Raw genomic sequence first — 18,781 nt, 5'->3', positions numbered from 1 at the left:
AGGCAAGAATGGAGAAATACGTATATTGAAGGGTTCCAAACAGGACATTTGGCTTCGTATTTGAAGTCGTTTAAGACTAACCAAAACTAATTCACCATGAAAAAACTATTCGCAGTACTCTCACTTTTCCTCGTAGTTTCCCTGGGTTTTGCAACGCCATCTGAGCGTCCCCATCTCAAAAAAGAATTGACCGAAGAACAAAAAGCAGAACTAGCCGCGATCGAATCCAGAATAGCTGAAATTCAGGCGATGGATTTCTCGGAAATGTCGAAAGAAGAAAAACGTGAGGTAAGGGAGGAACTCAAGGAAATGAAACAACAAGCTAGAAAAGCCGGTGGGGGAATTTATATATCCACAGGAGCCATCATTATAATATTGCTTTTGATTATCATCCTGTAATTGGATCGGCTGTCGGAAAATGGCAGCCGATTTTTTTTTTAAACTTTTGATTCTTCGTCTTGGAGATAATTTTTGACCTGCAGGCCTCTCAAAAAAATGAGGATCAAAGGGATTAACCAAATCAATTCATTGAACACCAAATGAAAAATGCTCCGCTTGTTCCAACTCAATTCCGGAGCAAACCCCAGTGTAAACCAAATGGCTGTGATGATTTTTCCGGTCACACCCGCCAGAATCAACCATACCCAGGACACTGGATAAAAGGCAGAAACAAAAATCACCAAACCGATCAAAATCCCAAAAGTCCCAAAATAATTGGAAGGAAGCACAGCCAATTCGCTGTCTCCCATGGACATCCACTTTAGCAATTCCGGGCCAAACCACTTGTAAAAGGCAGACCAAGCAATCGTATACATCCCAGCCAATAGCAATAAGCCGCGAAAGTGCATGGGAAAAGTGGGAAAGCTCGTATTTTGATCCATGGGTGGTTTGATTTTTTTCGGGTATTTGAACACCTTCAGGCGCTACTTGTTTGGTACTAACACAAAACTATCCAATGGAACGAAAAAATCACCTAGGTTCTCGCCCTTTTCTGGTACTTGGGGCCACAGTCATTTTGGCTTTTGGGTTTACCCTCGGGAAAAATTTCGGAGAAATCAACCCCGGCACCATTGATTACGCCGCTGATCTGATCGGACTGAGCTTTACTCCTCAGGAAAAAGACAGCATGGTCAGTACCTTGACCAACCACCGCAACAATTACGAAATTATCCGAAAAACCAAGCTGGAGAATGCAGTGGCCCCTGCACTGGTATTTAATCCCCTGCCTCAGGGATTTTTCCCCAACCAGGAGCAGAAGCCCTACGATTGGGGCTTGCCGAGCCAAGTGGATCTGCCTGCCAAAGAAAATGACATTGCTTTTTTACCTGTAAGCCATTTGTCTGTTTTGATCCGAAACAAACAAATCAGCTCAGAACGCCTTACCAGAATCTTTCTCGACCGGATCAAAACCTATTCGGATACACTTCAATGTTTGGTTTCTCTGACCGAAGAGTCGGCTTTGCAAAAAGCCCGGGCCATGGACAAAGAAATAGCAGAGGGCAAATACCGGGGGCCATTGCACGGGATTCCTTATGGAATCAAGGACCTCCTGTCCGTAAAGGGAACCAAAACCACTTGGGGAGCCATGCCCTTCAAAGACCAAGTCATCGACGAGACAGCTACCGTAGTCCAAAAACTGGAAGATGCCGGTGGAGTATTAGTCGGGAAGTTTACCTTGGGAGCTCTCGCCATGGGAGACGTATGGTTTGGAGGAGTGACCAAAAACCCTTGGAATCTGAAGCAAGGGTCGAGCGGATCTTCGGCCGGTTCGGCCTCGGCGGTGAGTGCCGGATTGGTGCCTTTTGCCATCGGAACCGAAACCTTAGGATCTATTGTCTCTCCCTCTACCCGAAACGGAGTGACCGGGCTACGTCCGACCTACGGCCGGGTGAGTAAGCATGGTGCGATGGCACTAAGCTGGTCCATGGACAAAATAGGCCCTATTTCAAGATCTGCACTGGATAATGCCATCGTCCTTTCGGTGATTCAAGGAATGGACCAGAAAGATGCCTCCACCATCCCGGCGGCATTCAATTATTCTTCTAAAAACGAGGTCAAAAAATTAAAAGTAGGCTATTTCAAATCGTTTTTTGAAGGGGATCGCCCCACTCTCAAAAATGACCAGGCGGTATTGGAAGTGTTGCAAAATCAAGGGGTGGAGCTTCATCCTCTAGAACTTAAAACCACCATCAATGCGGCTCCTTTGGTGTCGATGCTACTGGTGGAAGGTGCTACAGCATTTGATGAGTTGACCCGCCTTGACTTGGATGATCAGATGGTCGCTCAGCATCGTAATGCCTGGCCCAATATATTCCGGGCAGCGAGATTTATTCCTGCGGTAGAGTACGTGCAGATGAGCCGTCAGCGAAGTCTTTTGATCGAGGAAATGCATGCCTTGATGAAAGAATATGATGTGATCGTCACACCTTCTTTTGCCGGACAGCAACTTCAGATCACCAATCTCACCGGACATCCGGCATTGTGCCTACCCAATGGTTTTGCGGAAAACGGAAGCCCCACTTCCATTACGTTATTGGCCAACCTGTTTGAGGAAGAGAAGCTCATCATGCTCGGCAGGCTCATTCAGGAACAAACCGATTGGCAGGCCAAAAGACCTCCTATGTTTGACAAATAACCAAGTAAAAAGGGCTCCGAAATTATCTGGAGCCCTTTTTTGTCAGTTCAACAAACCTGAAATTTTGATATTGGTCGGTTTTAGAAACATAACCTTTTGGGTGGTTTCGATATAGTAATGATCCAACTTCCCCGTGGTTTGATTAAGATAAAACGCACCTGTCGTGGAGGAGGTAAAAAAGACGTTTTCTTCCTTCATCTTAAAGGATATCGAAGCAGGATAGTTTTGGTAATATCGAATAGCCAATTCTTTGACTTTGCCTTTTGACTCAGGCAGGAGTCGATGAATTAAGTAGTCGGATTTGGTCTCAGTAGAATAGGAACTTGCCAAAGATGGAATATTGATATCCGACTGATAGAAATACTCGAACTCTTCCTTCCAGTCCTGAAGCGAATAGACGACCTCTTCAGTGCGCTCCTCCCCGTTGATTCGGGAGGTTTTGATCACTTTGGTACTGTCCAATTTTCCCAGTTCGAGGTTCAGAAAATTCTTCACATCGAAATAGGGTAATTTATCCAGCTTGATCTCTTCAGTCTCAGGGACACAAGAAAAGTTTACCCCAATGAACAGCCCCAAGAAAATGATTTTAAGGATTTTCATATGGTTTGGTTCGTTTTGAAATTGTCCTTTGCCTTGCTCCAAACGTGTTTTGGAATTCTCCTCCCGGTTATCCGCTCTTTTTTGCGTATTATTTTTGTTCCAAACCTCATGCATTAACCAGGATTTCTCCGGTCATCTCAGAAGGAATATCCACTCCCATCAGTTTTAAAATGGTAGGAGCCAAATCGCCCAATTTCCCGTCTTTTACCGGAATCTGATCTTTGTCATCCACCAAAATAAAGGGAACTAAGTTGGTGGTGTGTGCTGTATTCGGTGTACCGTCTTCATTGATCATCATGTCAGAGTTGCCATGGTCAGCAATGACAATCACGGTGTATCCGCTGGCTAAAGCGGTCGTGGTCACGCTTTGAGCACAGTCATCCACTGCTTCGCAGGCTTTGACAGCCGCGTCAAAATCTCCCGTATGACCCACCATATCGGCATTGGCAAAATTGAGGCAAATGAAATCAGCACTTTGCTTTTTCAATTCAGGATTGATCTTGGCTGCAATTTCAAAGGCACTCATCTCCGGCTTGAGATCATAAGTAGCAACTTTGGGCGATGGGCACAGAATTCTGCTTTCTCCTTCAAATTCTCTTTCTCTGCCTCCGGAAAAAAAGAAGGTGACGTGAGGGTATTTTTCAGTTTCCGCAATTCGGATTTGCTTTTTGCCCGCGCGCTCAAGTACTTCTCCAAGGGTATTGTTAAGGTTGTCCTTTTCGAATAGTACTTGCACTCCCTTAAAGGTGTCATCGTAGTTGGTGAAGGTGATATAGTCAAGGCTCAACTTTTTCATGTTGTAATCCTCAAAATCCCGCTGGGTAAAGACTTGGGTAATTTCCCTTCCACGGTCTGTTCTGAAGTTGAAACAAATGACAAGGTCACCTTCTTCTATGGTTGCGATGGCCTTATTGTTTGCCCCGGCCTGAATGATTGGACGGATAAATTCATCCGTGACATTGTTGTCATAGGATTTTTTGATCGAAGCCAGGATATCTTTTGATTTTTCTCCTTCCCCATGCACCATGGCATCATAGGCTAGCTTGACTCGCTCCCATCGGTTGTCCCGATCCATGGAATAATATCTGCCAATGACAGATGCAATTTTTCCGGAGGATGTTTTAAGGTGTTCTTGCAGATCTGCCAAGTATTTAATCCCGCCTTTGGGATCGGTATCGCGTCCATCGGTAAATGCATGGATAAAAACCTGGTCCAAACCATGGTGCTTCGCTGCATCGCAAAGTCCCTTTAGGTGATCAATATGGGCATGAACTCCACCGTCGGAAACCAGGCCGATAAAGTGGGCCTTTTTCTTGGCAGACTTAGTTTTTTCAAAAGCGGAAACCAATACCGGATGGGAATTAAGCTCTCCGTGCTTGACGGCTTGATTGATTTTGACCAAGTCTTGGTAGACTACTCGTCCGGCTCCTATGTTCATATGGCCTACCTCTGAGTTTCCCATTTGGCCTTCTGGAAGTCCTACCGAAAGACCTGATGCTTCCAGCTTGGCATGTGGGTATTTGGTATATAAACTATCTACAAAAGGTGTTTTGGCCTTGTCAATCGCAGAAACTGCCGGGTTGGTAGCAATGCCCCAACCGTCCAAAATCATCAATAAAACTTTCTTGTCCATGTGGCAAATATATTACATTTCAATCCAATCTTTCCTCCAAAATCAATTCCGGGAAATCTTGCCCTAAAAAGGCAGAATATTGGCAAATCAACCTGTGAGTCCACTTTTTGGCTTGGATTTTGCCAAACAGCGTTGATGCTTGTTCCAAATTTACTTCTTTTGATTTTCCTCTGGGTCTCCAATCCCAATTCAGTGGATTCAGTAGCCCAGATCGACCCGGTGGTTGCTGCCATTCAGGTGGGATCAAGCAGTGATTTGGCTAAATTTTTCAACCCAAGTATTGCCTTGAATATCAACGGTCAACAGGGTGATTACTCAAGAAATCAAGCGGAGATTATTCTCAAGGATTTTTTTAAAAAGAATCCGCCTTTGGGATTTTCACTGGTTTTCAAAAACGAAAATACCTCAACGGTCAGTACCTATATCGGAGAATATGCCTCTGGTCAGATACAATTTAAGGTGTTTATCAAGATTTCTCAGGCAGATAATCTGTTCCGTATCTATAGCCTAGATTTTGTAAAAAGTTGATCGGGTAAAAGTTTTCGGCCTCGAGCCACATGAAATGCCCATGAGAAAATGCTTCTCACACAGGGGAATGATTATCTAGGGCATTCCATCTGACCATTAAAAATCAAATTATAAACAGATGAAATCGAGCATGACGCTACGCGACACACAGAGGGATGATTGTAAACCATGCGAGATTCCATCTGGCAGCTAAAAAACAAATTATAAACAGTTGAAAAGGCTATTTTTGTGTCATGAGACCAAATTACCTGACCCCTGAAGCCCTCCAGAAGTTTATTACCACAGCACTAGCTGAGGATATCGGACCGGGAGACTATTCTTCCCTCTCCTCGATTCCTGAGGGAAAAGTCGGTCAGGCCAAATTGCTCATCAAAGAGGACGGAATACTAGCCGGAGTGGAAATGGCTGAGCTGATTTTTGCGGCTGTTGATCCAAGAATCCAAGTAAACTTGCTAAAAAAGGACGGAGATACCGTCAGTGCTGGGGACATCGGACTCACGGTCGAAGGTCCAGCAACCTCGATTCTTTCGGCCGAAAGATTGGTGCTCAACTGCATGCAGCGGATGAGTGCCATCGCTACCAAAACGCATCGGTTGAGCCGACTCATTGCCCATACCAAAGCTAAATTGATGGATACCCGCAAGACAACGCCCAATTTTCGGTTGATGGAAAAATGGGCCGTCCACATCGGAGGCGGGGTAAATCACCGCTTTGCACTCTACGATATGGTCATGCTGAAGGACAACCATGTGGATTTTGCAGGCGGAATACGGGAGGCCATCACACGAACCAAAAAATACCTGGCGGAAAATAATCTCAATCTGAAGATTGAAATTGAAACCCGAAATTTGGATGAGGTGAGGCAGGTAATCGAAGTAGGCGGAGTGGATTACATCATGCTGGACAATATGGACTACAACACGATGAGGGATGCTGTTCGTTTGATTGGTGGAAAATTCAGTACCGAAGCCTCAGGGGGAATCACCGAGGAAACGCTCCCCAAAGTGGCAGAATGTGGTGTAGACTACATTTCTATGGGTGGCTTGACCCATTCGGTAATCAGTCTGGATATCAGCCTGAAAGCATTTTGATCCGAAAATTTATCCCTCAAAACATAGATTTTGGCCTTTTTTGTGCGTAAACCTTGCTTGTAAACAAAACTTAAATCAATGATGAAGACTAAAGTGATGATTTTCGCAATGATGCTGTTGGGGATTTTTTCTTCATGCAGTTCTACTTTTCCGGATTCCAAATGGACGAATAAGCAATGGACGGTCGTAGAAATGTTGGGGGTGCCTGTGCAAACATCCAATACTCCTCAAGATGCTCACCTGATGTTCAATGCAGGTGAAAAAATGGTGAATGGAAACGGAAGCTGTAACCGGATTTATGGTCCTTACGAAATAGGAAAACGAAATAGCCTGAAGTTTGGAAATTTGGCCTCTACGATGATGGCCTGTCAAAATCAGGCCTTTGAGAATAAATACCTTGAAACCCTTCGATCCGTGGAACGCTACCAAATATCCGGCGGAGAGCTTTGGCTGAAAGACAGCAAAAAACGGGTCATTTTGAAATTGAGATAATAGAGAAAGCTGAGAGAGATCTCAGCTTTTTTTGTTTAATGATCTACGAGCGTCCTCACGCGCGTCCTTTTAGGCCAGCCCATTTTTCAAAAAATCCACATTCCGTTTGATTCCGGAAAACTTGGTCCGCTTCACCGCCGACTTCGCAAACACCCGCTTGAAAGTTTCCTCAGTCATTTCGATCCATTCCAGATTGGTGAATTGGGAAAGTTCAGGATTAGGTTGAAAAGCTGGTTCCTGATGCGTTCGTGAAAAGCGATTCCAAGGACACACATCCTGACAGATATCGCAGCCAAAGACCCAGTTTTCCATCTTTCCGGCAAACTCATTCGGAATGGCCTCTTTGAGTTCGATCGTCAAATAGGAAATGCACTTCGAGGCATCGATCACTTCCGGCTGTACGATGGCATCGGTGGGACAGGCATCCATGCAGGCGGTGCATGTACCACAATAGTCTTTCGCTAGAGCAGTGTCGGGAGTCGCTTCCAGATCGATGATCAACTCCGCCAAAAAGAAAAAACTGCCCATCTGACGATTGAGTAGCAGGCTGTTTTTTCCAATCCAACCTAAGCCTGCTCGTTGCGCCCATTGCCGCTCCATCACGGGTGCCGAATCCACAAACGAGCGGCCGTTGATTTCGCCGATTTCTTCCCGTATCACTTCCAAAAATTCCGTAAGCTTAGCCCGAATCACGTCATGGTAATCCTGCCCGTAAGCATATTTGGCGAGTTTGAGATCTTCAGGCTGATGGGAAAGCTGCTTTTCCGGGTAGTAATTGTAAATCAGGGAAACCACCGTTTTGGCTCCTTCGACGAGTTTGGTGGGATCCAGTCGCTTGTCAAAGTGATTGGCTAGATAGGCCATTTTTCCTTGATAGTTGCGATTGAGCCACTCTTCCAATCGGGGAGCTTCTGACTCCAAAAACTCCGCCTTGGCAATTCCGCAAAAGTCAAAACCCAATCGCTTGGCTGTGGATTTAAGGATTTTGGCGTGTTTTTCGGCGGGAGACATAGGATTCGAAAAGTAGGTTAAATCAATTTAATCCAAAAATTGAAAACTTGTTGGGAAAGACACGTATATTTCAGACAAACACGTGTGATTATGAAGACGAAACTAACATTGACCATTAAAAAAGAAGTGGTGGAAAAAGCCAAGAGAAGGGCGGCAGGCCAGGGTATTTCTCTTTCCCAGATGATTGAGAATTTTATTGAAAAGGAAGATCCTTCTGTTCAATACTCAGAATCACAACTTGCTGCTAAAAAACTCCTAGAAAGATTAGAGGAAATGGAGTCTACAAAGGCATCAAAAGAGTCCGATAAAGTAGCTTTGACTAAATATTTGAAAGAAAAATATGGTTAAGATTTTTCTGGATACCAATGTGGTCTTAGATATCATTGGGAAAAGAGAGCCATTTTACCAAGAAGCAAAATTGTTTTTGGATTTGCATGCCAACGGCCTAGCCAAACTTCAAATAGCTGAAAGCAGTATTGGAAATCTTTATTACTTGGCCTTCAATGTATACAAATTGCCTTACTCTGAATTTACAATGAGTCACTTTTTTAAAGCTTGCGATATACTTTCAGCAGGGAAAGATTTGATATATAAGTCTTTAGATTCCGATTTTAAAGACAAAGAAGACGCTTTGCAGTACTATACGGCTTTAATGAATAGATGTGATTTTTTGGTCACAAGGGATAAAAAGGACTTCAAGTATGCCAAAGAAATCCGTGTCCTTTCGCCAAAGGAATTTTTCTCAAACTGATTAATCCTCTCCCCTTCTCAAATCCTCCCGATCCTGATACCACTGCTCCTCAAAGGTCTCTTCGATTTTCACTGGTGCGGCTAAAACCGCCCACACCATCCACAAGATCAAAAAAGGCCCTGCCAAAAAAATCGCCCAAATCAATACCTGAGCAATATTAAACTGAATCAAGGTGACAAACAGAATCAAAACTCCCGTCACGATTCCCACTGCACTGAAATAGTTCTTCATTTTTTTCAGGAAATTAAGATGCTTAGTAAACTCCCCAGCGCTTCCCTTTGTTAATCCCTAAACATTACCTTGATCAGTATCTTGATATTTGATACCAAATACTAACATCTCGCTTCTTGTGTCTTGCATCTAATGTCTAGCGTCTATTTATGAAAGGCTTCCGATTCACCCAATATGTGCCTCCCAATGACCCGGAGAAAAATACGTTTGAGAATCTCTTGAATATTTTTCTCCAGCTTGTCACCATGACCGGTGGAGATGTTGCAGAAGCCTTGAGTTGGCTGACCAACTTGGACAAACGATATAACATGACCAATCCCAATTACGGAATTGGAGACTTCATCGATGACCTTAAATCCAAAGGCTACCTCACCGAGGAAAATCAAAAAGGTGAATTCAAAATCACCGGAAAAGCCGAGCAAAACATCCGGAAAAATGCCTTGGAGGAGATTTTCGGCAAACTCAAGCGTGGCAAATCCGGTCAGCATAAAACCGCCCATTCCGGCACCGGAGATGAGCGGGGCACGGATAGACGGGCCTTCGAATTCGGAGACAATCTGGATCAGATCGCATTGACCGATTCTCTTCGAAATGCCCAGGCCAATCACGGCCTTTCGGGCGATTACTTGCTGACAGAGGATGACTTGGAAGTCATAGAAAATGAGGTCAGATCCCAGACCTCTACTGTGCTGATGATCGACATATCCCACTCTATGATCCTCTATGGGGAAGATCGGATCACCCCTGCCAAGAAGGTGGCTATGGCTTTGGCCGAACTGATCAAAACCCGCTATCCCAAGGATACGCTCGATGTGATTGTCTTCGGAAATGATGCCTGGCAGATCGAAATCAAGGATTTGCCTTACCTCCAAGTCGGACCTTACCATACCAATACGGTTGCCGGACTGGAGCTTGCCATGGATTTACTTCGAAGAAGAAAAAATCCCAACAAGCAGATCTTCATGATCACCGACGGTAAGCCTACTTGCCTCAAAGTCGGGATCAAGTACTACAAAAACGCCTTTGGCATCGACAGCAAAATCCTTGCGGAAACGTTGAAGCTTGCTGCCCAATGCCGCAAACTGAAAATCCCAGTGACGACCTTTATGATCGCTTCGGACCCCTACCTCAAAGAATTTGTGAAAGAGTTTACCAAAGTCAACAACGGCAACGCCTACTACAGCAGCCTGAAAGGACTTGGGGATCTCATTTTTGAAGATTATAGACGAAACCGCACCAAACGCTTCTAAGCATGGACTACCAAAAACTCACCGGACACCAACTCTTACAGATCAAGACCCTCGGCCAACTCAAGGCATCAGGATATCAACCCAAATCCATCAAAGAAGAACTCCGTGACAACCTGATCCAAAAGATCAAAACCAAAGAAAATGTCTTTGCCGGCATTTGGGGCTATGAGGATACGGTGATCCCCGACATCGAGCGGGCGATTCTTTCCCGTCACAACATCAACCTGCTGGGGCTTCGTGGTCAAGCGAAAACCCGAATCGCGCGGATGATGACCCATCTTCTGGATGAATATGTTCCGGTTATTTTCGGTTCGGAGCTCAACGATGACCCGATGCATCCGCTTTCTTCTTTTGCCAAAAATCTGATCGATGAAAAAGGTGACGACACACCGGTCTCCTGGCTTCACCGGGAGGATCGCTATGCGGAAAAATTGGCCACACCGGATGTTTCTGTGGCCGACTTGATCGGTGACGTCGATCCGATCAAAGCGGCGACGATGAAACTCAGCTACAACGATGAGCGGGTGATTCACTACGGATTGGTACCTCGCTCCCACCGGTGTATTTTCGTGATCAATGAATTGCCGGACTTGCAAGCGAGGATTCAGGTGGCGCTTTTCAATATTTTGCAGGAAGGAGACATCCAAATCCGTGGGTTCAAGCTGAGGCTGCCTTTGGACATCCAGTTTGTCTTCACCGCCAACCCGGAGGACTACACCAATCGGGGAAGTATCGTGACTCCGCTGAAGGACCGAATCGAAAGTCAGATCATCACCCACTATCCAAAATCCATCGAGATCGGCAAGAAGATCACTGCTCAGGAAGCTAATTTGGCTGGAAAGCCTGTAGAACAGATCCATGTACCTGAGTTGATGAAAGACCTAATCGAGCAGATTGCCATCGAAGCGAGAGGTTCTGAGTTTGTGGATGAGAAAAGTGGGGTTTCAGCTCGTTTGACGATTTCGGCCTATGAAAACCTGATTTCCGCAGCGGAAAGAAGACTTTACCTGAATGGAGAAAGCAATACCGTAGTTCGAATCGCCGACCTGATCGGCGTGATTCCGGCGATTACAGGCAAGGTCGAATTGGTCTATGAAGGCGAACAGGAAGGTGCAGGTCTCGTCGCGTACAACCTGATTGGAAAAGCGATCCGCACCCAGTTTGTGAACTATTTCCCTTCTCCTGAACAAAAGAAAAAAGACAAAAACGGCAATCCTTATGTGATTCCTTTGGCTTGGTTTGGGGAAGGAAATGAGTTGGATATTTTGGCTTCCCAGTCTGATAAGGAATATAAAACGCTGCTTCACTCGGTACCCGGTTTGGAGGAAGTGGTCACCCAGATGGTGAAAACTTTGCCGGAAAAAGAAAAAGAGTTCTTCATGGAGTTTGCGCTACACGGTTTGGCTGAATATTCCCAACTGAGCAAAAAGCTTTTGGACACCGGACTTCAGTTTAAAGACCTGTTCAGTTCCATGTTTGACATGGGGGCAGGGGATGAAGAGGACGACTTTGATGAAGATGACAATTAAAGAAAGGGGCGAAAGCCTCTTTTTTTTTGAACTCACCGCAAAGGCGCAGAGAACGCGGAGAAAATTAAAGATTATTGACCACTCTCTTAAGACCATTAACTAATTTGACGGAATTAAAATTGATTAGTAACCCCAGTTTTAGGTTAGTGAGCTTAAGATAAGTAAGAATCTGAGCTATGTGAATATCAGCAAATTCTTCAACCGTTTTGATTTCAATTATTACTCTTTCCTCAACGAGGATATCGATTCGGTACCCTGCTTCTAATTGAAACCCTTTGTATGAAATAGGCAATGCAACTTGTGATTTAACATTTAATCCCCTTTGCCTTAATTCAAAAAGTAGGCAAGCTTCATAGCTACTTTCAAGCAGGCCCGGACCTAGAGGTTTATGCACTTCAATTGCTGCACCGATTATCTGGGATGAAACTTCATTCTCTGACATAAAACAATACGATTAAAAAGACCCAAAGTACTGGTTTTAAATTAGGTGAATTTTTTGAAGAAATGAATTAAAATTTAGTTTTTCAAATCCACTTTGCGTACTCTGCGCCTCCGCGGTGAACTAAATCAAAATCAACACAATCGCCACCAAAGCCGGCAAGCCCTGCACATAAAAGATCTTTTTGCTTGCCGTAATCGCCCCAAAAATCCCTGCAATAAGCACGCAGGTCAGGAAAAACAGGGCCACTTTATCCGCCCAAACCGGATCAGAGATCACCAGAGACCAGACCAATCCTGCCACCAAAAACCCATTGTATAAACCCTGATTTGCAGCCAAAGCTTTTGTTTTGGGAAATAGTTCTGCCGGCATTTGACGAAAGATCTTCCGTCCCGTCGTCTCCCAAGCAAACATCTCAAACCAAAGAAAATACAGATGAAGTGCGGCGATCAAGCCGATGACAATATAGGTGAGGATTTCCATAGCAGTCTGAGTTCAGGAATAAGTTACACATTTTTGGAGTGTTCGGTGGACGGTCTCAGTCTTCAGAATCATCCGGCCCCATTTTTGACTGGCCATCTCTCATGCTTCCAAACCTCCCTACTTCCCAATGGGGACTGGGAACTGATCACTATCTTTGCCGCATGTCCAACTTTCAACTGCCCAAAGACTTTGAGTCCCAAATGCGAGCCCTTTTGGGAGCGCAAGAATTCGAACTTTTTAAATCTGCAATTAACCAGACCCCACGAACCTCCATCCGACTTAACTCGGAAAAACCTTTCTCCCCTGCTTGGCCCAAAAGACCGATTCCCTGGTCAGCTCAGGGTTATTTTTTGGAAGAACGACCCAGCTTTACACTCGATCCGGCCTTTCACGCAGGGGCTTATTACGTGCAGGAAGCATCGTCCATGTTTATCGAGCATGTCCTAACCAGTCTGGAAATCCCCCAAGGAGTTTACCTCGATCTAGCCGCCGCACCGGGTGGGAAAAGTACGCTGCTTTCCTCCTATCTGGGAAATGATGGACTGCTCGTGGCCAACGAAGTCATTCAATCCCGAGCCCAAATCCTCAAAGAAAATTCAATCAAATGGGGTTTGGGAAATATCGTGGTAACCAACAACGATCCAGATCATTTTTCAGCCTTGGAAGGTTTCTTCGATCTGGTTTTGGTGGATGCCCCATGTTCCGGTGAAGGGATGTTTCGGAAAGATCCTCAAGCCCGGGAAGAATGGTCCCTTGATCACGTCACCCTTTGCTCCTCGCGCCAAAAACGCATCATGGACCAAGCCGGAGCCTTGGTCAAAGGTGGAGGCTATCTGATTTACTCTACCTGTACCTTCAACGAGCTGGAAAATGAGGAAATGATCCGATTTCTCACCGAGGAATTTGCTTTTGAACCTGTTCGTATTCCATTGGAAGAATCTTGGGGAATCATCGAATCAAGTGTGGATACTGAAGACGGGACGTTTTTCGGGTATCGCTTTTTCCCGCATAAAGTGGAAGGAGAAGGGTTTTTCATCACGGTATTGAAAAGGCCCGATTCGGCTTCCACCCAAGATCCCGGACGAATCAAAGACTTCAAGCATCCGGTGCTGAAGAACTTGGGCGATCGGGAAGGAGAGGCTTTGGAGCAGGAATTGGGATTTGATGGGACGGGGAAATATTACCTCTTGAACGATTCCTATTTTCGAATCAGTAGGAAGTTTTATCGCCATTTCGAAAAAATCGCCCAAGCCTTGAGTCTTCGGTATTTCGGGGTGGAATTAGGCAAAAAACAGAAGAACGAATGGATCCCCAGCCATGAGTGGGCGCTTTCGATCTTGCCGAAAAATGGTTTTTCTCAAGTCGAACTTAGCCACGACCAAGCCTTGGATTTCCTGAGAAAAAGCGAACAGTCTTTTGACGGCCTTCCCAAAGGTTGGATTCTGTTTACCTACCAACACTTACCTCTCGGCTGGGGAAAAAATCTCGGAAACCGCTTGAATAATTACTATCCCAAAGAGTGGCGAATTCGGATGTAAACCAACTATTTCTTCACAAATTCAAATCGAGCCCATTTTTTTCGGTATCGAAGTTCGTTTCCTGTGGACAAGAACGGGGGTAAATAAATCAGCTTTTCTACCCTTAATTCCTGAATACCGGGAGCTAGGTATGCAACTGGAATTTGCCCAAAAAGGGCCATTTGACCGGTATGACCAGCCCTTATTTTGGACCAATTCTGAACTTGAACAAGAGAGTCATTGATGTATATCCGAAACTGATCTTGATAGTCTTTGATGATACTCCATTGGATCGTGTCCGTTGGCAAAAGGGTATTCATATAGACCGTTGCATTTTCGTCTCGGATATATCGGGGTAAAAAAATGGGTAACATTTCCAAATCCACTGTTTTCTTGGTGGTCCATGCCCTGGCAAACCGTTTCTTTTCGGAATTGTATTCTTCAAAATAGCTGCGATCATTGGGCCAGTCATATTCAGTTTCATCTAAATTGGCAATGATATTAAACTCAGAAAATCCTCTTAAATCCTGAGAAATAAAGGGTGCAGAAATAGCTATGAGACCAACTGAAAAGGAAATAAAAAACCATTTTCCCAAGTGACTCTGGTATACAGCACCTATGGTTCCACTCATGCTCTTTCCAATGCCGTCTTTAAGTCGAGTAGATTTTCCTGCAAATGAAAAACTTGCCAAAACCACCATGGTAATCATAAAGATCAAATACACAACCTGAAAGTTCAGATTAAAAAACAGGTAAACTCCTATTAAGGCGGATAGGTAGATAGTGATACTTAGGATGGGAACAGCCACTGAAATTGGAAACCCATAGAGCATGCTGCACCAGCGCTCCAGTTTGATCAGATAGGTATTCGGATGGGGATAATCTACGGATTGAGAGTATTTAAACAGGTTTTCCTTGATTACTCCTTCCGGAAAAGCATAAGTAATTCCCAACATTCCCGCCCAGATAAATCTCATGATTAAGTGAATCACCAAAAAGATCTTGAAGACAGTGATAATCAAAGAAAAATATACTAAAACCAACTGAGCTGGGATTTGCTCCAAGCCATAATCTTGAATCAATACCACAGACATATCAAATAGTCTGGAAGGAATGATAAACAGGACCGCCAAAGAAATACCCGATATAATTACTTCAGGCTCCCAACTGTTTTTTTGAAGATGCTCTAGCCAGGTTAAGTCTTGGTTTTTCTTATTATTTTCTATTTCCATAAAAGTGAAATTAACATGTGAATATCATCAAAAATTGAGCAGCACCTCTTTAAGAATATGATATAAAACGCAAAAAAATAACCCTATACCTTGGTGCTATTGAGTGAATCGAAAGAGGAGAGACAGCTTTGTAATCAGATTTAAGAAAAAAATGCCAAAACGTAAACGACTATAAATCTTCAGAAGTAATGTGGAGGGATGACTTAATATCAACGAAGAGTTAAGGGGTTGAAGGCCCCTCCCAAAAGCGCTCCTCAGCGGGTAGACGCTCCAAAAAAGTATGGGTTTGATGATATCCTTTGGCCATAATGCTTTTCCACTTTTTGTCATCCATAAAACCAACCCCTTTCAGATTCAATTCGAAGTAATGCGATACTTTCTCTTTGGTGCTTTCTTGCTTATTGAGGCTATTTAGAGTCAGCGCATTGATGATCAGGGAGCTGAGCGAAGGAATCTTGTAGTGGTTTTTTCCCCTGATCTTGTCCCAGAGCAATTTCCATCCAGAGGGAGCTTCATCAAAATTTACCTGACGCTCTGACATCCCGGAGAGCGAGACGGCAATGATATTAGACACTGGATACCGGTACATCGGCTCGATGGGCAAATTATCCATCACAGCGCCATCCACATGCAAATATTTATCAATCACAATTGGAGGAAAAACACCGGGAATAGCCATACTTGCGGACAATTTTCGCCATAGTGTACCTCGGTGATGCACACTCATCGAAGCCTTGGAGAAATTCGTCGAAACACAATAAGAATTGACCCAAACATCTTCCAACAAGTAGTCACCAAACATTTTTTTCACAAATCGGGCGAGTTTCTGACCCGAAAGAATGGAGACAATCGGAAGGGTCAGGTCATTTTTGGTGAGTTTGGCCTTGACTGAATTGGAAATCAGTTCTTCAATTTTCTCAAAGTCAAAGTCAAAGAAACTCATAGTCACCCCATAAATCGCACCTGCGCTCGTTCCACCCAAAAAATCAATTTCAACCCCTTTTTCCTGAAGGGCTTTGACCACGCCGATATGCGCATACCCTTTTGCACCTCCTCCTCCTAAGACTAATCCTGTGGCCTGATTGGTAATGATCCTGCAAAAGCGCCCCACATCTTTGCTGTGTCCTTTTCGGATATGGATATGGAGGTAAATATGGCGATGCGAAAGCCATCTATCTGTTTGCTTGGGAAATTCTGCCTCAGCTTCATGGAGCAAAAGCAGGTAGATTTTCTTATTCAGGATATTTTGAGCGTAGAGGTCCAGTTGCTTTTCTACCTCATATATTTCAGATGAGGCATCAAACCTGCTCGCCACAATAATCAAATCCGCATAGACCAAACACTGATGTGACCAATCCAAGCGATCTCCGTCACATACGAGAATGTTGATGCCTTCGTGATCCTCCAAAGAATCAAAAAATTCTCCATCCTCTCTGTCTTGCTGAGATTCATAATCATACACCTGCACCGGTATTTTCCTATCTGAAAAATATTGCTCCATCCCCCCTGTCCAAGGACTGATGTTGTGATCGGCTTGAAGATTGATCAGGGCGATATTTTTTGGCGGGGTGCTTTTATTTTGCTGGAAGGTATTTCGACGAAGCCTTTGAATCACAAAATTGGTCAGCGAAATAGCCAAAGGCGGGTTTTTTGAGACTAAAGTCTGATACTCTTCCTGCGTAAATTCCAAAACCACAGATTTTCGGATGGCTAAGACCGAAGCCATTCTAGGTTCATTTGTGAAAAGGGCAAACTCTCCCACAGGCTCTCCCTGACCGATGTCTCCCAAAATCCGGGTACCGTTGGGGTCTTCTTTGATCGCCCTCAATCGACCGGAAAGTACAATATATAGCACATTCTCTCTCGACCCTTGTCTGAAAAGATATGCTCCTGTTTCCAATGTCCGCTCTGTACCGATTTCGAAAATCTGGTCCATCATCTCCTCATTCATCCCTCCAAAAAGCTTGTGAAACAGGTGATGGTAGTGCTCATTAAAGTTTTCCATAGCGAAATAGAATTGACCCAGAGGGAAAGGGTTGAAAGAATTAAATTCTCCGTGTCATTTTCCTAAAGTCCTGAAAAATCGGGAATAATCAAACGAAAAAATACTTTATGGCCATACCGCGTGAAAATCGGCGTGATTTTAAAAAATTACCTTACTTTTTTTCCAGAATCCAATCCAAAACCTGGGTTTTTGGCAAACTTTCTATTTTTCTATCCTCTTTTCCGACCATCGATTCTGCTGCAAAGAGTGAATTGATGATTGCTTCTTCGGTGGCTTCGATGACTGCCATAAAAAGTGCCGTCATATCATCATTTCCAAGAAATTCCGCTTTTTGAAGTCTCTGAGATGGAATTGAATGCGGGATACGAAGGCCTTCATGAGTTGAAAATGCAATGACATAATCCCCGGACCCATTGGAAGCAATACCGCCAGTCTTGGCCAAGCCCATCATGGCCCGCTGTGCCATCCGTTCCAAGTTTCGCTCCAAAACAGGGGCATCTGTCGCCACTACGATCATACAGCTTCCGTCGGATTTTTCCAAGGCATCTTTAAACGGGTACTTGCCGAGCTTTTCACCCACCGGCACTCCTGCGATTTGCAGATTTCCTCCAAAATTGGTCTGTACCAATAGGCCCACTGTATGTCCTCCCATACTTTCGGGAAGCTTTCTAGAGGCAGTTCCGATTCCTCCCTTCCAACCAAAACACACCGTGCCTGTACCTGCCCCCACATTACCTTCTTCGACCTGACCTGTTTTTGCAGATCGGATGGCCATCAAGACATCTTCCGGAGAAATGTGCATGCCCCTAATGTCATTCAGGTAACCATCGTTAGTTTCTCCTACTACCGCATTCATTGATTGGACGGATTCATTTCCTGGTTGTGCCAGCGAGTAGCGAACCACACCTTCTATTCCTGCAGCCACACTGAGGGTATTTGTCAAAATGATTGGAGATTCCAGATTTCCCAACTCCTGCACCTGCGTGACTCCCGCCAGTTTGCCAAAGCCATTTCCCACGAAAATCGCTGCTGGTACTTTTTCCTGAAAGATATTTCCACCGTGCGGTAAAATGGCTGTAACTCCCGTGCGGATGTCTTGGCCTTCGATTTTGGTTAATTGCCCCACTTTGACTCCGGGCACATCGGTGATGGCATTGCCTGGACCAGCGGGCAAAATGCCAAAACGAACTCCCAAGTCCCGGGGACGGGATTGGGAAAAACTTTGATACATCGTCAGGAAGAGAAGAGATACAAGTAAACTCAATGCATATGGGGATTTCATGCTGGGGAGACTAAATTTTCAATTTTCAAATCTTCCAATTTTCCAATAATACCTATCTTACCTCCCCTTTCC

Annotated in this window: 20 protein-coding genes; 10 read left to right on the top strand and 10 right to left on the bottom strand. The window is 44.5% G+C overall.

The genetic code is table 11. The features are described 5' to 3' along the window. Positions 1–96 precede the first annotated feature (96 nt). Positions 97–399 carry a hypothetical protein gene (locus tag CLV31_RS03860; protein ID WP_111391544.1) on the top strand — a complete coding sequence of 101 codons (303 nt, stop codon included), beginning with the start codon at positions 97–99 and terminating at the stop codon, positions 397–399. Between the two features lie 38 nt (positions 400–437). On the opposite strand, the gene CLV31_RS03855 is transcribed toward CLV31_RS03860, so the two are convergent. Continuing rightward, positions 438–881, bottom strand: coding sequence for a hypothetical protein (locus CLV31_RS03855; RefSeq protein WP_111391678.1), 444 nt, complete (start codon positions 879–881; stop codon positions 438–440). 74 nt (positions 882–955) lie between these two features. Here CLV31_RS03855 and CLV31_RS03850 point away from each other — a divergent pair, with 74 nt between their 5' ends. Then, positions 956–2,635, top strand: a complete 1,680-nt coding sequence (locus tag CLV31_RS03850; RefSeq protein ID WP_111391543.1) for an amidase — start codon at positions 956–958, stop codon at positions 2,633–2,635. Between the two features lie 42 nt (positions 2,636–2,677). Here CLV31_RS03850 and CLV31_RS03845 read toward each other — a convergent pair whose 3' ends face one another. Together CLV31_RS03845 and gpmI are read right to left on the bottom strand one after the other, a co-directional pair. Continuing rightward, on the bottom strand, positions 2,678–3,235 hold the full coding sequence (locus CLV31_RS03845; protein WP_146250858.1) for a hypothetical protein: 558 nt from the start codon (positions 3,233–3,235) through the stop codon (positions 2,678–2,680). A 106-nt stretch (positions 3,236–3,341) separates the two neighbouring features. Next, positions 3,342–4,868, bottom strand: a complete 1,527-nt coding sequence (gpmI, locus tag CLV31_RS03840; protein WP_111391541.1) for a 2,3-bisphosphoglycerate-independent phosphoglycerate mutase — start codon at positions 4,866–4,868, stop codon at positions 3,342–3,344. Positions 4,869–5,027: 159 nt separating this feature from the next. Between gpmI and CLV31_RS03835 the strand changes: the two genes are divergently transcribed. The 3 genes from CLV31_RS03835 to CLV31_RS03825 all read left to right on the top strand — a co-directional run bounded on the left by CLV31_RS03835 (position 5,028) and on the right by CLV31_RS03825 (position 6,979). Next, complete coding sequence (locus tag CLV31_RS03835; protein WP_181452564.1) at positions 5,028–5,396, top strand: DUF4783 domain-containing protein; 369 nt, start codon at positions 5,028–5,030, stop codon at positions 5,394–5,396. A gap of 233 nt (positions 5,397–5,629) precedes the next feature. Further along, entirely contained in the window at positions 5,630–6,487 is an 858-nt protein-coding gene (gene nadC, locus CLV31_RS03830) for a carboxylating nicotinate-nucleotide diphosphorylase (protein WP_111391539.1), read from the top strand. A gap of 78 nt (positions 6,488–6,565) precedes the next feature. Further along, positions 6,566–6,979 carry an META domain-containing protein gene (locus CLV31_RS03825; protein ID WP_111391538.1) on the top strand — a complete coding sequence of 138 codons (414 nt, stop codon included), beginning with the start codon at positions 6,566–6,568 and terminating at the stop codon, positions 6,977–6,979. A gap of 69 nt (positions 6,980–7,048) precedes the next feature. Here CLV31_RS03825 and queG read toward each other — a convergent pair whose 3' ends face one another. Continuing rightward, a complete protein-coding gene (gene queG, locus CLV31_RS03820) occupies positions 7,049–7,990 on the bottom strand; it encodes a tRNA epoxyqueuosine(34) reductase QueG (protein WP_111391537.1) in 942 nt (313 codons plus the stop codon). Between the two features lie 90 nt (positions 7,991–8,080). Here queG and CLV31_RS03815 point away from each other — a divergent pair, with 90 nt between their 5' ends. Beyond that, positions 8,081–8,338, top strand: a complete 258-nt coding sequence (locus CLV31_RS03815; RefSeq protein ID WP_111391536.1) for a DUF6364 family protein — start codon at positions 8,081–8,083, stop codon at positions 8,336–8,338. Beyond that, positions 8,331–8,741 carry a type II toxin-antitoxin system VapC family toxin gene (locus CLV31_RS03810; RefSeq protein ID WP_111391535.1) on the top strand — a complete coding sequence of 137 codons (411 nt, stop codon included), beginning with the start codon at positions 8,331–8,333 and terminating at the stop codon, positions 8,739–8,741. Before CLV31_RS03815 ends, CLV31_RS03810 begins: the two co-directional genes overlap by 8 nt. Here the strand turns inward: CLV31_RS03810 and CLV31_RS03805 are convergent, their stop codons facing one another. Further along, positions 8,742–8,972, bottom strand: a complete 231-nt coding sequence (locus CLV31_RS03805) for a hypothetical protein (protein WP_111391534.1) — start codon at positions 8,970–8,972, stop codon at positions 8,742–8,744. Positions 8,973–9,121: 149 nt separating this feature from the next. Here CLV31_RS03805 and CLV31_RS03800 point away from each other — a divergent pair, with 149 nt between their 5' ends. After that, on the top strand, positions 9,122–10,222 hold the full coding sequence (locus CLV31_RS03800; RefSeq protein WP_111391533.1) for a vWA domain-containing protein: 1,101 nt from the start codon (positions 9,122–9,124) through the stop codon (positions 10,220–10,222). 2 nt (positions 10,223–10,224) lie between these two features. After that, on the top strand, positions 10,225–11,751 hold the full coding sequence (locus tag CLV31_RS03795) for a MoxR family ATPase (RefSeq protein WP_111391532.1): 1,527 nt from the start codon (positions 10,225–10,227) through the stop codon (positions 11,749–11,751). A gap of 64 nt (positions 11,752–11,815) precedes the next feature. On the opposite strand, the gene CLV31_RS03790 is transcribed toward CLV31_RS03795, so the two are convergent. Beyond that, the gene (locus CLV31_RS03790; RefSeq protein ID WP_111391531.1) at positions 11,816–12,193 is read right to left on the bottom strand and encodes a GxxExxY protein; all 378 of its coding nucleotides are present in this window, start codon (positions 12,191–12,193) and stop codon (positions 11,816–11,818) included. 120 nt (positions 12,194–12,313) lie between these two features. After that, on the bottom strand, positions 12,314–12,673 hold the full coding sequence (locus CLV31_RS03785; protein WP_111391530.1) for a DUF1304 domain-containing protein: 360 nt from the start codon (positions 12,671–12,673) through the stop codon (positions 12,314–12,316). A 161-nt stretch (positions 12,674–12,834) separates the two neighbouring features. Here CLV31_RS03785 and CLV31_RS03780 point away from each other — a divergent pair, with 161 nt between their 5' ends. Next, positions 12,835–14,211: a methyltransferase RsmF C-terminal domain-like protein gene (locus tag CLV31_RS03780; protein ID WP_111391677.1), complete on the top strand. Its 1,377-nt coding sequence runs from the start codon at positions 12,835–12,837 to the stop codon at positions 14,209–14,211. A 5-nt stretch (positions 14,212–14,216) separates the two neighbouring features. On the opposite strand, the gene CLV31_RS03775 is transcribed toward CLV31_RS03780, so the two are convergent. From CLV31_RS03775 to CLV31_RS03765, 3 genes are all read right to left on the bottom strand, one after another. Beyond that, complete coding sequence (locus CLV31_RS03775) at positions 14,217–15,422, bottom strand: hypothetical protein (protein ID WP_111391529.1); 1,206 nt, start codon at positions 15,420–15,422, stop codon at positions 14,217–14,219. 220 nt (positions 15,423–15,642) lie between these two features. After that, positions 15,643–17,427: a patatin-like phospholipase family protein gene (locus CLV31_RS03770; protein ID WP_111391528.1), complete on the bottom strand. Its 1,785-nt coding sequence runs from the start codon at positions 17,425–17,427 to the stop codon at positions 15,643–15,645. A 151-nt stretch (positions 17,428–17,578) separates the two neighbouring features. Further along, entirely contained in the window at positions 17,579–18,709 is a 1,131-nt protein-coding gene (locus CLV31_RS03765; protein ID WP_111391527.1) for a DmpA family aminopeptidase, read from the bottom strand. Between the last annotated feature and the right edge of the window lie 72 nt (positions 18,710–18,781).

The sequence above is a fragment of the Algoriphagus aquaeductus genome, from assembly GCF_003253485.1.
GTDB classification, from domain to species: domain Bacteria; phylum Bacteroidota; class Bacteroidia; order Cytophagales; family Cyclobacteriaceae; genus Algoriphagus; species Algoriphagus aquaeductus.
The sequence above is the reverse complement of the archived record's forward strand: the minus strand, read 5'-3'. Positions and strand labels throughout refer to the sequence as shown.

Excerpts from the sequence above, each read along its gene's own strand:
- CLV31_RS03860 (WP_111391544.1), top strand. The coding sequence starts at position 97 with ATGAAAAAACTATTCGCAGTACTCTCACTTTTCCTCGTAGTTTCCCTG.
- CLV31_RS03855 (WP_111391678.1), bottom strand. The coding sequence starts at position 881 with ATGGATCAAAATACGAGCTTTCCCACTTTTCCCATGCACTTTCGCGGC.
- CLV31_RS03850 (WP_111391543.1), top strand. The coding sequence starts at position 956 with ATGGAACGAAAAAATCACCTAGGTTCTCGCCCTTTTCTGGTACTTGGG.
- CLV31_RS03845 (WP_146250858.1), bottom strand. The coding sequence starts at position 3,235 with ATGAAAATCCTTAAAATCATTTTCTTGGGGCTGTTCATTGGGGTAAAC.
- gpmI (WP_111391541.1), bottom strand. The coding sequence starts at position 4,868 with ATGGACAAGAAAGTTTTATTGATGATTTTGGACGGTTGGGGCATTGCT.
- nadC (WP_111391539.1), top strand. The coding sequence starts at position 5,630 with ATGAGACCAAATTACCTGACCCCTGAAGCCCTCCAGAAGTTTATTACC.
- CLV31_RS03825 (WP_111391538.1), top strand. The coding sequence starts at position 6,566 with ATGATGAAGACTAAAGTGATGATTTTCGCAATGATGCTGTTGGGGATT.
- queG (WP_111391537.1), bottom strand. The coding sequence starts at position 7,990 with ATGTCTCCCGCCGAAAAACACGCCAAAATCCTTAAATCCACAGCCAAG.
- CLV31_RS03815 (WP_111391536.1), top strand. The coding sequence starts at position 8,081 with ATGAAGACGAAACTAACATTGACCATTAAAAAAGAAGTGGTGGAAAAA.
- CLV31_RS03810 (WP_111391535.1), top strand. The coding sequence starts at position 8,331 with ATGGTTAAGATTTTTCTGGATACCAATGTGGTCTTAGATATCATTGGG.
- CLV31_RS03805 (WP_111391534.1), bottom strand. The coding sequence starts at position 8,972 with ATGAAGAACTATTTCAGTGCAGTGGGAATCGTGACGGGAGTTTTGATT.
- CLV31_RS03800 (WP_111391533.1), top strand. The coding sequence starts at position 9,122 with ATGAAAGGCTTCCGATTCACCCAATATGTGCCTCCCAATGACCCGGAG.
- CLV31_RS03795 (WP_111391532.1), top strand. The coding sequence starts at position 10,225 with ATGGACTACCAAAAACTCACCGGACACCAACTCTTACAGATCAAGACC.
- CLV31_RS03790 (WP_111391531.1), bottom strand. The coding sequence starts at position 12,193 with ATGTCAGAGAATGAAGTTTCATCCCAGATAATCGGTGCAGCAATTGAA.
- CLV31_RS03785 (WP_111391530.1), bottom strand. The coding sequence starts at position 12,673 with ATGGAAATCCTCACCTATATTGTCATCGGCTTGATCGCCGCACTTCAT.
- CLV31_RS03780 (WP_111391677.1), top strand. The coding sequence starts at position 12,835 with ATGTCCAACTTTCAACTGCCCAAAGACTTTGAGTCCCAAATGCGAGCC.
- CLV31_RS03775 (WP_111391529.1), bottom strand. The coding sequence starts at position 15,422 with ATGGAAATAGAAAATAATAAGAAAAACCAAGACTTAACCTGGCTAGAG.
- CLV31_RS03770 (WP_111391528.1), bottom strand. The coding sequence starts at position 17,427 with ATGGAAAACTTTAATGAGCACTACCATCACCTGTTTCACAAGCTTTTT.
- CLV31_RS03765 (WP_111391527.1), bottom strand. The coding sequence starts at position 18,709 with ATGAAATCCCCATATGCATTGAGTTTACTTGTATCTCTTCTCTTCCTG.